This window comes from Pseudomonas frederiksbergensis (assembly GCF_035751725.1).
GTDB lineage: Bacteria > Pseudomonadota > Gammaproteobacteria > Pseudomonadales > Pseudomonadaceae > Aquipseudomonas > Aquipseudomonas frederiksbergensis_A.
In genome coordinates this window covers 3,469,256-3,481,293 of the sequence record NZ_CP142104.1, presented here as the reverse complement: position 1 = coordinate 3,481,293, position 12,038 = coordinate 3,469,256, and the positions used below count along the sequence as shown (strand labels likewise).

At 57.1% G+C, this 12,038-nt stretch carries 10 protein-coding genes; 6 read left to right on the top strand and 4 right to left on the bottom strand.

All coding sequences use genetic code 11. From position 1 onward, the window contains the following. Positions 1–57 precede the first annotated feature (57 nt). The 3 genes from VQ575_RS15330 to VQ575_RS15320 all read left to right on the top strand — a co-directional run bounded on the left by VQ575_RS15330 (position 58) and on the right by VQ575_RS15320 (position 3,594). Complete coding sequence (locus VQ575_RS15330; RefSeq protein WP_039589617.1) at positions 58–1,248, top strand: CaiB/BaiF CoA transferase family protein; 1,191 nt, start codon at positions 58–60, stop codon at positions 1,246–1,248. Beyond that, a complete protein-coding gene (locus tag VQ575_RS15325) occupies positions 1,245–2,174 on the top strand; it encodes a hydroxymethylglutaryl-CoA lyase (RefSeq protein WP_325917878.1) in 930 nt (309 codons plus the stop codon). Before VQ575_RS15330 ends, VQ575_RS15325 begins: the two co-directional genes overlap by 4 nt. A gap of 88 nt (positions 2,175–2,262) precedes the next feature. After that, positions 2,263–3,594 (top strand): MFS transporter, encoded by a 1,332-nt coding sequence (locus VQ575_RS15320; RefSeq protein WP_325917877.1) that lies wholly within the window; start codon positions 2,263–2,265, stop codon positions 3,592–3,594. Positions 3,595–3,766: 172 nt separating this feature from the next. Here VQ575_RS15320 and VQ575_RS15315 read toward each other — a convergent pair whose 3' ends face one another. From VQ575_RS15315 to VQ575_RS15305, 3 genes are all read right to left on the bottom strand, one after another. Beyond that, positions 3,767–5,182, bottom strand: a complete 1,416-nt coding sequence (locus tag VQ575_RS15315) for an amino acid permease (RefSeq protein ID WP_325917875.1) — start codon at positions 5,180–5,182, stop codon at positions 3,767–3,769. A gap of 146 nt (positions 5,183–5,328) precedes the next feature. Next, the gene (locus tag VQ575_RS15310; RefSeq protein ID WP_325917874.1) at positions 5,329–6,381 is read right to left on the bottom strand and encodes an ornithine cyclodeaminase; all 1,053 of its coding nucleotides are present in this window, start codon (positions 6,379–6,381) and stop codon (positions 5,329–5,331) included. Between the two features lie 48 nt (positions 6,382–6,429). Continuing rightward, the gene (locus VQ575_RS15305) at positions 6,430–7,464 is read right to left on the bottom strand and encodes a histone deacetylase family protein (protein WP_039589626.1); all 1,035 of its coding nucleotides are present in this window, start codon (positions 7,462–7,464) and stop codon (positions 6,430–6,432) included. Between the two features lie 119 nt (positions 7,465–7,583). On the opposite strand from VQ575_RS15305, the gene VQ575_RS15300 reads away from it, so the two are divergent. Beyond that, a complete protein-coding gene (locus tag VQ575_RS15300) occupies positions 7,584–8,084 on the top strand; it encodes an Lrp/AsnC family transcriptional regulator (RefSeq protein ID WP_039589627.1) in 501 nt (166 codons plus the stop codon). A 12-nt stretch (positions 8,085–8,096) separates the two neighbouring features. Then, the gene (locus VQ575_RS15295; RefSeq protein ID WP_160300873.1) at positions 8,097–8,357 is read left to right on the top strand and encodes a hypothetical protein; all 261 of its coding nucleotides are present in this window, start codon (positions 8,097–8,099) and stop codon (positions 8,355–8,357) included. A gap of 80 nt (positions 8,358–8,437) precedes the next feature. Here VQ575_RS15295 and VQ575_RS15290 read toward each other — a convergent pair whose 3' ends face one another. Next, complete coding sequence (locus VQ575_RS15290) at positions 8,438–9,916, bottom strand: aldehyde dehydrogenase family protein (protein ID WP_325917872.1); 1,479 nt, start codon at positions 9,914–9,916, stop codon at positions 8,438–8,440. A 493-nt stretch (positions 9,917–10,409) separates the two neighbouring features. Here VQ575_RS15290 and VQ575_RS15285 point away from each other — a divergent pair, with 493 nt between their 5' ends. Further along, positions 10,410–11,735 (top strand): NAD(P)/FAD-dependent oxidoreductase, encoded by a 1,326-nt coding sequence (locus tag VQ575_RS15285; RefSeq protein WP_198724875.1) that lies wholly within the window; start codon positions 10,410–10,412, stop codon positions 11,733–11,735. Positions 11,736–12,038: the final 303 nt, after the last annotated feature.

Below are 12,038 nucleotides of genomic sequence, written 5' to 3'. Positions count from 1 at the left end.
TGCGGGGATCTGTCCTCTAGTCTTGGCTCAAATTCCAAGAAATACAGAGGACAACCCATGACTGCTCTTAGCGGTATCCGCGTAATTGAAATCGGTACCCTTATTGCTGCCCCTTTTGCTGCGCGCATCATGGCGGAGTTTGGCGCTGAGGTTATCAAGATCGAGACGCTGGGGCAGGGGGATCCCCTTCGAAAATGGCGAAAGTTGCATGAGGGCACCTCCCTTTGGTGGTACCTGCAATCGCGGAACAAGAAGTCTTTGGCACTGAATCTCAAGTCCCCCGAAGGCATCGCTATCGTCAAGCAGCTGGCGCAAAGCGCCGATGTTCTGATTGAAAACCTGCGGCCTGGTGCACTTGAAAAATTAGGCATTGGCTGGGATGTCCTGCGTGAGCTGAACCCCAAGCTGACCTTGGTGCGGATCTCCGGCTATGGCCAATCGGGCCCGTATCGTGACCGTCCTGGTTTTGGTGCTATTGGCGAGGCGATGGGCGGAATTCGGTACACCACCGGCACTCCCGGGATTCCGCCGGCACGCGTCGGCGTGAGCCTTGGAGATTCCCTGGCTTCGATGCATGCGGTCATCGGCGCACTGATGTCGCTCCTGCGGGTCAAGACGGGGCAGGGTGAGGGGCAAGTGGTGGACGTATCACTGGCAGAAAGCGTCTTCAACGTCATGGAAAGTCTCGTGCCGGAGTACGACATGCTTGGCCATGTCCGTGAGCGCAGCGGCGGCGCGCTACCGGGTATCGCGCCATCGAACACCTACCCTACCTGCGATGGTGCGTACGTAGTGATTGCAGGCAACAGCGACCCCATTTTCAAACGTCTTATGGCTGCAATTGGCCGGTCTGATTTAGGCGAGAATCCTGCTTTTGCGCACAATGATGGTCGGGCTATCCAGTGCAACCTGCTTGACGAGGCCATCAGCCAATGGAGCTCCAGGCATCCCATCGATTACGTCCTCGACACGTTAGAAAAGGCCGAAGTGCCTGCCGGGCGCATCTACTCTGTAGCGGACATCGTTGCCGACCCACACTATCTGGCTCGCGGCATGATTTTAGATGCAGATCTTCCGGGTGGAGCCTCCGTCAAGATGCCAGGCATCGTTCCTAAAATGTCCGACACACCAGGCAATGTGAATTGGCAAGGACCGAGCCTGGGCCAGCACACCCAAGCGGTGCTGGGCGATCTAGGTCTGAGTGAAGAGATGATTCAGCGCTTGAAGGATGGGGGGGTGGTGCAATGATTACTGACTACTCGCAGCGCCTCATCATCCAGGAAGTCTCCCCGCGCGATGGGCTGCAAATTGAACCTGTCTGGGTTGAAACGGCGGACAAGATCAACCTGATCAATGAGCTGTCGTCGTGCGGTTTCAGCCGCATCGAAGCGGGCTCTTTTGTCTCCCCCAAGGCCATTCCAGCCTTGCGCGACGGGGAGCAAGTGTTCCAGGGCATCAAGCGTCATGCTGGTGTTATCTACGTTGCCCTCATACCGAATTTGAAAGGCGCTCAGCGCGCTATTCAGGCCAATGCAGACGAACTGAACCTGGTGCTGTCGGCAAGTCAAAGCCATAACCAGGCGAATATGCGAATGACCCGCGAACAATCGCTGGCCGCATTTGATGAAGTGGTGTCGCTTGCCCGCGACAGCACTGTCCGCCTGAACGGCACGGTCGCGACAACGTTCGGCTGCCCGTTCGAAGGCCACATTGACGAGGACGTCGTCATGCGGTTGGTGGAAGCCTATCTGGAACTCGGAGTACAGGGCATTACGTTGGCAGATACAACTGGGATGGCAAATCCCCGTCAGGTTTATCGACTTGTGCAACGCCTGTTAGGTCGATTGCCAGCATCCGCGATAACCCTTCACTTTCATAACACCCGTGGCTTGGGACTGAGCAACGTATTGGCTGCTTATGAAGCTGGCGCTCGTCGTTTTGACGCTTCGCTGGGTGGGCTGGGTGGATGTCCTTTTGCGCCGGGCGCGTCCGGGAACATATGCACCGAAGACTTGGTGAATCTCTGCGATGAAATGGGTATTACGACAGGCATCGACCTCCAGAAGTTGCTGACGCTATCGCGCACCTTGCCGTCATTGCTGGGGCATGACCTGCCTGGACAAGTGGTGAAGGCAGGACGCAACTGTGACCTGCATCCGCTACCCCGTCACTGAATCTGATTTTTATAAGACGGCCAGTGCCGTCAACCAGACAACAAAAACAAAGTAGCCCCTTAAAGGGAGCTCGCCTGGAGAAAGTACCATGTCCATTTCTGTTTCTACCGCTGATGTAGGCACCTCTGCTGCATCCATAGATGAGAAAAAGCTGATTTCAAAAGTGGCGTGGCGTCTCATGCCATTGATTATGGTCTGTTATTTGTTCGCGTTCTTTGACCGAATAAATATAAGTTTCGCGAAGTTTCAGTTACAGACTGATCTTGGCTTAAGTAACACTGCATATGGACTAGGCGCGGGGCTGTTTGTCGTCGGTTATGTGTTGTTCGAAGTCCCCAGCAACATGATGCTTTACAAGGTGGGCGCACGTCGCTGGATTGCACGCATCATGATGTCCTGGGGTGTAGCAACGGCGTTGATGATTTTCGTGACGACCGAATGGCAGTTCTATGTCCTTCGATTTCTTATCGGCGCCATGGAAGCGGGCTTCGCACCGGGTGTGCTCTACTACTTAACGTTATGGTTTCCGCAAAACTATCGCGGTCGTATTACCTCAACGTTGTTCCTGGCCTCTGCGTTCGCTGGGTTGATAGGCGCGCCCGTGTCCGGTCTGGTTCTGGGGCATATGGACGGTTTATTCGACGTGCGTGGCTGGCATTGGCTATTCCTGCTGGGGGGCATTCCCTGCGTAGGTCTAGGTCTGGTGGTTTTTTTCACGCTAAAAGATCGCATTGCCGATGCCCATTGGCTAAGCGCAGATGAACAAACCTACCTGGCCTCTCGTATTGCAAGCCATGAGCCTAATCAGAAACATGGTTCTTTGCTGGCAGCCCTGAAGTTGCCAGGCTTCGCAATGCTGGCGTTCATTTATTTCCTTATTCAAGTGGCGTCCTATGGGCTTAACTTCTGGGCTCCACAGCTGATCCGAAGTGCAGGGACTGAAAGCCCGACTATTATCGGTCTGTTGACCGCCGTACCCTACGTATGCGGTGCGATCAGCATGCTGGTGATTGGCCGTTTGTCGGATGCAACAGGCGAGCGACGTAAGTTTGTCTGCGGTTTGATAGTTGTGGGTGCAATCGGGTTCGTCAGTGCCGGGATATTCGCCAATCACACGGTGTTTCTGATCGTGTCACTGGCGCTGATGGGCACCGGTATCATCGCCTCGATTCCGGCGTTCTGGGCCCTGCCGCCGAAGTTGCTTGCGGGCGCCGGGGCCGGGGCAGCTGGCGGCATAGCGTTAATCAACACGGTTGGTCAAATGGGCGGCATCGTCAGTCCCGTGATGGTTGGGTACATAAAAGACTTTACCGGCAGCACAACGCCGGCTCTTTACATCATCGGGGCGACAAGCCTGATCGCCGCAGCACTTCTGATTTGGGGCTTGCCTGAAAGTCTCAGAACTCGCGATAAAAGTTAATCTTCAAGATAAAATTAATTCGTGCTCCCCCGATCCATTCACTGATTATTGCGGCGTGTCGGTCAGTCTATCTATTGACCGACACACCGCAACGGCGAGCAGCAGGCTTTAGCTGCATTGCCAGGTCAGCGGGTGCTGCCCAGGATTGGCGCAGAGGCCTCGTTAGGGTAGCTCAACCGAACTGACTTGCCGATTCAACCGCGGCTTTAGGCTTCCAGCTACGTGTCAGCTGATAAGCAATGGCCAGCCATATGAACCACCCCGGCATGACCATCAAGGCAACGCGGGTGTCAGGCCTCAAGGCCAGCAGGCACAGAACGAAGCCCATGAACGCCAGTGAGAACCATGCCATTGGCACGCCGCCGGGCATCTTGTAGGCCGATTTTGCGTGAAGCTCAGGACGCTTTTTGCGATAGGCAATGTAGGACGCGAGGATGGTCGACCACGTGAAGATCACCAGAATCGCTGACACGGTGGAAACGATGGTGAATGCCGTCATGACTTCCGGAACGATGAACAGCACGAGCACACCCAGCAGCATCAACACTGTCGTGAAGGCCAGGCTCAGCAGGGGTACGCTGTTGCCCGACAGTCGCCGAAAAATACCCGGAGCGTTGTCCTGGTTCGCCAGCCCGAACAGCATGCGGCTGGATGAGAATACGCCACTGTTGGCCGATGAAGCGGCGGATGTAAGGACCACGAAGTTAACGATGCCGGCTGCTGCGGGAAAGCCTGCGACGAGGAAAAGTTCGACAAAAGGGCTTTTAACCGGCGACACCTGTTGCCAGGACGTCACGGCAATAATGCAGCCCAATGCCAACACGTAGAACAGGATGATTCGCAGCGGAATCGAGTTGATCGCTTTGGGTAGGGTCCGCTCCGGAGACCGGGTTTCTGCCGCCGCGGTGCCGATCAGCTCAGTGCCGGCAAATGAGAATATGGCCATCTGAAAACCGGCGAAGAAACCAAGCAGGCCATTAGGGAATGCAGCCTGCTTATCGACCAGATGGCCCAGGGACGCGGTAACGCCACTGGGAGAAACGAACGAGCTGGCAATCAGCACGATGCTGACGCCAATAAGCGTCACGACGGCGATGATCTTGATGATCGCGAACCAGAATTCGACTTCACCGAAAAGCCTTACCGTCAGCACGTTCAGGGCGAACAGTGTCGCCAGCATCCCGATGGCCGGTATCCAGGCAGGCAGATGGGGGAACCAGTACTGGAAAAACCCTCCGACGACGACGGCATCGCCGATCACTGCAACGCTCCAGCTCAGCCAATACGACCAGCCGAGGAAAAATGCGGCGCGAGGCCCCAGGTAGGCGCCAGCAAAATCCGCAAAGGTCTTGAAATTCAAATTGGAAAGCAGCATTTCGCCCATGGCACGCATGACGAAGTAAACGAACAGGCCAATGATCATGTAGATGAGGATGATCGAGGTGCCGGAGAGGGCGATGATCTTTCCGGAGCCCATGAACAAACCCGTGCCAATGGCGCCTCCCATTGCCATTAATTGGATGTGACGATTGCTGAGCGTGCGCTGCAGCGCAGGCTGCTCAACCTGCTCTGATAAATTCGATTTCATTTCAAAACCTCTTGATCTTATGTTTTTGAGTTTTGGCAGAAAAGTGGTTGTCCAGCGCCATAGTCAGGATGCAATGGCGGGTCACGGTGTTGTTTTATTTGGACAGTGACGGCCCGCTGCATATGCCTTGGGGCGTCACCGCGAGGTCAACTGGCCGTGCGCAGATGGGCGGCTTTGGTCGGTTGCTGATCAAGCATCTGGAACAGGTTTTTTATATTTTCAGGCGTTGGCACCAGGTGGATGTGCCGGCCGACCTGGTGTTCTTGCGCCATCGCCTGCAGGTAGCGAAGCGACGAGAAATCCTCCAGGGCAAAGCCCACGGAATCGAACACCGTCACCTGTTCATCGCTCTCGCGTCCCTGGACGTCGCCTTGCACAATCCGGAAAAACTCGACGACGGGCGAGTCAGCCTCCAGTTGCTGGATGTCACCTTCAATCCGTGTTTGTGGTTCAAACTCCACGATGACCCGGGCGTTGCGCAGGATGTCGGCGTGTAGTTCGGTCTTGCCCGGACAGTCGCCGCCGACGGCATTGATATGCATGCCGGGCTCGATCATCTCGGGCGTCAGGATCGTTGCGTAGGCCTTGTCGGCCGTAACGGTGGTGACAATGTGCGCGCCCTTGACCGCTTCGTGTACGGAGTTGGCGTGAATCACCTTTATAGTCGGGAAAGCCGCCAGGTTGCGCAGCAGCTTGAGCGAGGCATCGCGATCGATATCGAAGATGCGGATTTCGTTGATGCCCAGCATTTCATGGAAGGCAAGCGCCTGAAACTCGCTCTGAGCGCCGTTGCCAATCAGAGCCATCGAGGTGGCCCCTGGACGGGCAAGCGCACGCGCCACCAATGCCGAGGTTGCCGCTGTGCGAACGGCGGTGGTCAGTGTCAGCTCGCTAAGCAAAGTTGGATAGCCACTGCGGACATCGGCCAGCAGACCGAATGCCATCACCGTCAGCAGGTTCTGCTGACCATTGTCCGGATGGCCGTTCACGTACTTGAAGGAATACTGCTCGCCATCATCGGTCGGCATCAACTCGATCACACCGTCCGGGGAGTGATTTGCCGTGCGCGGCGACTTGTCAAACTGCGCCCAGCGTAAATAGTCTGCTTCGATGTAGGTGGCCATCTCACGGATTGCCCGGCGGATGCCGACCTTGGCGAACAGGCATGCGGCATCATCGACATCTAGGAAGAGCGTCATTTTTTTATTCTCCAATCCATCCAGTTAAACGTTATAGAGCTGAGGTGTTCAGGCGCGTTTGCTTTCGAAGCCATGCAGTACGTTCACCGCATTGATTCCGATTTCATCAACCATGTAGCCGCCTTCCATCACGAAGAGGGTGGGGCAGCCAACACTCGCTATCAGCTCGCCGATCCCGATGAAATCCTCGCTTTCCAGCAGGAAGTGGCTGATCGGGTCGTCCTTGAACGTGTCGACGCCCAGTGAGATCACTAATACTTCTGGCGCGAATTGCTGAAGTTTCCTGCAGGCATGAAGCAGGGCGTCGCGGTAGGTTTCCCACGCGGTGTTTTTCGGTAACGGGTAGTTGAGGTTGAACCCTTCGCCATGGCCGGCGCCGACTTCACCGCTGAACCCCGAATAGTAGGGATAGGACACGGCCGGCTCGCCGTGCAGCGAGACGAACATGACGTCATTGCGCTGGTAAAAAATGTTCTGGGTGCCGTTGCCGTGATGAAAATCGACGTCGAGTACCGCGACACGTTTGGCGCCCTGGGTGATCGCCTGCTGTGCGGCAATGGCCGCATTGTTGAGATAGCAGTAACCGCCCATGTATTCCCGCGCCGCGTGATGGCCCGGCGGACGGCAAAGGGCAAAGGCACTGTCGTGGCCTTCATCGATAAGTGCCAGGCCTGTCAGGGCGATATCGGCACTGGTCTTGACCGCCTGCCAGGTGGTGGCGGTGATGGGTGAACCGGCATCCATTGCATAGAAGCCGAGTTTGCCGTCAATAAACGTTGGCACCTGTTCGTTGGCCAAATCGCGTACAGGCCATACCAGTGGCAAGGCATCATGAGTGCGTCCTGTTGCGCACCATTCTGACCAGGCGCTTTCCAGGAAGCTCACGTAGCGCTCGCTGTGCGCATTGACATAGCACGAGCGGTCAAACACGCGCGGTTCGACTATCTGGCCAAGGCCTACTTGCTTGACGCGGTTGTGAACGGTGTCGGCCCGACTGGGCTGCTCGAATGACGGCTTGAGTACGCCATCCTTCAACTCGGTGCCATGGTGCAGACGGTGGGAATCACTGAAAACTGTAAACATTCTGCGCATCCGTTAATGTGAGCCAGTGCAAATATTCTGTTCTGGTCAGGACGCGATTTCTTTGCTTTGTTTGCGTGTATCTCTATATTTATCGGACGATTTAACTCAGGAATGGCGAAATGAAGAAAAATATATCCAGACGTATCAGTCTCGACGAGACCGATCTGGCCATTCTTGAGTTATTGCAGGACGATGCGAGCATTTCCAACGCCGAACTCAGTGAGCGGCTTTCGTTGAGCCTCACGCCTTGCTGGCGAAGGCGCAAGAGAATGGAAGAGGCGGGGGTGATCAAGGGTTATCAGGCGACACTTGATCGAAGAATGCTGGGGCTGGATATCATGGCATTCGTGCACATTCGCTTTTCTACCCATGCCGATCACGCTCCGGACGCCTTCGAGGCAGTGATTGCGCAATTGCCACAGGTATTGGCCTGCCACAAGATCACCGGCGACGCCGACTATGTGCTTCAAGTGCTGGCAGAGGATCTTGATAGCTATAGCGATTTTATCGAGCAAGTGCTGAGGCGCCAGGTCGGTATCGCGTCTATTCAGTCAAGTCTGGCTTTGCGCGAAATCAAAGCAGGTAGCCGTATTGCCATACCCAAATTGAGCAAGGATTGAACGTTAGACTTTTTGCGCTGGATGAAGGCCCTAAAACCTTCCCGCCACGTCCGTCGTCATAAGCATCTGCTCGAAACGCTCCAGAAAGACCGACTCGGCGCGCGTCATCTTTTGTTCGCGATTCCAAAGCAGATAGACATTCAGGCCCGCATGCAGGAACTGGCCAGCGCCGGTCCACCGGTCAGCCGCCGCGAACTGTCGCGCGACGCTGCCATCATCCATTTCGAAGCCCAAGGCGAACACTACAAGGCCGAGCTGATACCGGGATCCTGATTGAGCAGTACAGCAGCCTGTTCCCGCTGTGGCTGGCCCCGCAGCAAGTCGCCGTGCTGGCCGGCGAGCCCTTTATCAATCTATCGATCTAGGTCAGGTGCGCCAAACCCAACGATCGCCTTGGTCTCCAAATATTCCTCGAGGCCGAAGACGCCGTACTCACGGCCATTACCCGAGTGCTTGTAGCCACCGAAGGGTGCCATGGGATTCCACGCTGGGTAGTTCAGGAGCACTTGCCCTGCGCGGATACGAGAAGCCACGGTGCGCGCTAGATCAAGGTCCTGTGATTGAACATGAGCGCCGAGGCCATAGATCGTATCGTTCGCGATAGCGACCGCCTCATCGATGGTTGCGTAGGCGATGATACACAGCACCGGTCCGAAAATTTCTTCCTGGGCGATCCGCATAGCGTTATCCACTTCGGAAAAAATCGTCGGACGGGTGTAGAAGCCCTTATCAAAACACGGCACACGTCCCAGTCCGCCGCACAGCAGTTTGGCCCCCTCATGCAGGCCGGCCTCGATCATGGCTTGCACGCGATTGAACTGGGCCTCATTGGCGATAGGGCCGAGTACCGTTTCCGGTGATTGCGGATCGCCAACGATGATTGCATTGGCGGTGGCGGCCGCCAGCGCTTCGACCTCCGCCAGCCGGGCCTTGGGCACGATCATTCGAGTGGGGGCGCTGCACGATTGCCCGACATTGCGAAACGCCGCCATGACGCCCAGTGGGACGGCTTTTTCAAAGTCGGCATCGGGCAGCAGAATGTTCGGGGATTTGCCGCCCAGTTCCTGCCCGATCCGCTTCGCCGTCGGGGCGGCCGCCTGTGCCACCAGTGCGCCTGCGCGGTTTGAGCCGGTAATCGAAATCATGTCGACATCAGAATGTGCGGCCATCGCCGCGCCAACCAAATGACCGCTGCCGTTCACGAGGTTGAAGACGCCCGGTGGAAGGCCCGCGTCATGGACCACTTGCGCAAACAGAAGGGCGCTAAGGGGCGACAACTCACTGGGCTTAAGGACCACCGTACAGCCGGCTGCCAGCGCCGCGGCGACTTTTGCAGTGATCTGATAAAGCGGCCAGTTCCAGGGAGTGATGAGGCCGCAGACGCCGATAGGTTCACGTTGGATCGCGGTCCCGTTCTCGACTGTCTGGAAACGGTAAGTGGACAGCAGGTCGCGGGCGACCCGAACGTGTTCGGCCGCCAGGGGCACTTGCATCGCCCGTGCAGAACCGATGGCTGCGCCCATTTCCACGGAAATCGCCTGGGCAAACGCTTCTTTCCGTTCAAGGATCAGCTCATGGATCTTGCCCAGCACCCGCGCACGCTGCGCTGTAGAAGTGGCAGACCAATCGGCAAACGCGGCACGCGCCGCCGCGACCGCCTGATCGACATCCTCAGCAGACCCGCTGGCGACCTGTGCAACGACTTCCTCCGTCGCCGGATTGACAACCGGCAAACTGGCCGGGCTGACCGGCGCAGACCAACCGCCATTGACGTAGAACAGGTGGGCGGTTTGCAGATCAACGCTGTAGCGATTCGAAGATTGGGTAGTCATCCAAGTGGTCCTTTAGAGCAGCATGTCGAGTCTGCTCAATAAGCTAACAAAGCAGCCCAGAGAAAATATGCCGTTCTTCAAGGGCGCAAAGGAGAATCTGCCGTATCTGCCGGACTAACTTGGCATTCACTCGCTGCGTGCCAATGCTTCACATGAATGTTGGGTTTTCCGGCGTCATCGCGAGCAGGCGCCGTCACCCAAATATCGGATACACACAAAACTGCGTCTCTCGCACCAGGTACCGAAGCATCCCGCACAGTCTGCTGAACACATCCTGAAAAACGGTGGTTTGTACCAGCCGACCTATACTTTTAACCGTTTATGCACGGTTTCTTGGTGTTGTAATAACACCAAGATTCAGCACGGCACTGATGCTTCCAGAACGGAGCAGCGGCTTGCCCTGGTCGCAATCCTCGGTGTAGGCCAATGCACCTGCGACTGGCTGAACAAGACGCTTTTTAAACGCCCCAGGCCTTCAATGGACATCCCTAAAATGCCAGCACCGTTAATTTCCGTAGAGACGAATTCTGAACTTCCGACACACGCTGACGTTGTCGTGATCGGCGGCGGCATCATCGGAACCTTCACGGCTTACTACCTGGCCAAGCGCGGCATGAAGGTCGCGCTGGTAGAAAAGGGGCGCGTGGGGGCAGAGCAGTCGAGTCGAAACTGGGGCTGGTGCCGCCAGCAGAATCGAGACGCCCGCGAGTTGCCGTTGTCGACCAAAAGCCTGGATCTGTGGGAGCAATTCGCGGCAGAGACTGGGGAAGACACCGGCTTCAGAAGATGCGGCCTGCTCTATCTGACCAACAACGAAAAAGAGCTGGCTGGTTGGGCAAAATGGGGTGAGTTTGCCCGCACCGTCAATGTAAAAACCCACATGCTGACGGCGCAGCAGGCCGCCGAACGTGGTCGGGTGACCGGCAAGCCATGGAAAGGCGGGGTCTTTTCGCCTACCGACGGTACGGCAGATCCATCCCGTGCCGCGCCGGCGGTTGCCCGGGCGATCATCAAGCTGGGCGGCACGGTGCACCAGGGCTGCGCCGCACGCGGCGTCGAGACCGAGGGTGGCCGCCTGTCCGCTGTCGTCACCGAAAAGGGCACCATACGCACCAAGCTCGCAGTGCTGGCCGGGGGCGCATGGGCATCCTCTTTCTGCCGTCAGTACGGCATCCGGTTTCCCCAGGCTTCCATTCGCCAGACGATACTGGCGGTTTCCAAGAGCGCCGCAGAGATCCCGGATGCGATCCACACGGATGAAGTCTCCATGACCCGTCGCGCTGATGGAGGCTTCACGCTGGCCATCAGTGGCAGAGGGCGCGTTGACCCGACCCCGCAACTGCTGCGTTTCGCACCGCAATTCCTGCCGATGTTCCAGCGCAGGTGGCGCAAGCTTGCACCCGGCGGCCTGCAAGGCGTCCTGTCGGGGCACGAAGGTTGGGGCCGCTGGCGGTTGGACCAGCCAACGCCGATGGAGCGCATGCGCATTCTGGATCCGAAAGCCGACGCCTCGACGGTTGAATTGACTTACAAGCGCGCGGTAGACCTGATCCCGATGCTGAAGGCGTCGTCGGTCACCGCGGCTTGGGCAGGCTATGTGGACAGCACGCCTGACGGCGTCCCGGGCATCGGCGAGATGGCGAGCCTCCCTGGCCTGGTCCTGGCGGCGGGGTTCAGTGGTCATGGATTCGGCATTGGTCCTGGTGCGGGACACTTGATCGCCGACATTGTCTGTGACATGACCCCACTGGTTGATCCGCGCCCCTATCACCCGGACCGCTTTCAATCTTCTGCCTGGGGCAAGGTCGCGGAGTTCTGAGGGCACAGGAAATCCAACCCACCCAACAATGAACGGGCGCATCCTCCGGGGATGCGCCCGTTCTTGTTATTGCAGGTGTCACGCAGGCGTAGATTCTGCCGCACGCAGCGTTTCGACTGGTTTTTGCGCACCATAAACGTCCGCAAAACCCTTGGAAACGGCGTAAATGCCCACGCTTGGCGCATCCCGCACAGTCTGCTGAGCAGGCCCCGAAAAACGGTGGTTTGTGCCAAGCGACCTATACTTTTAACCGTTTATGCACGGTCTCATGATGCTGTAATAAATCCGTGATGCAGCGTTGCA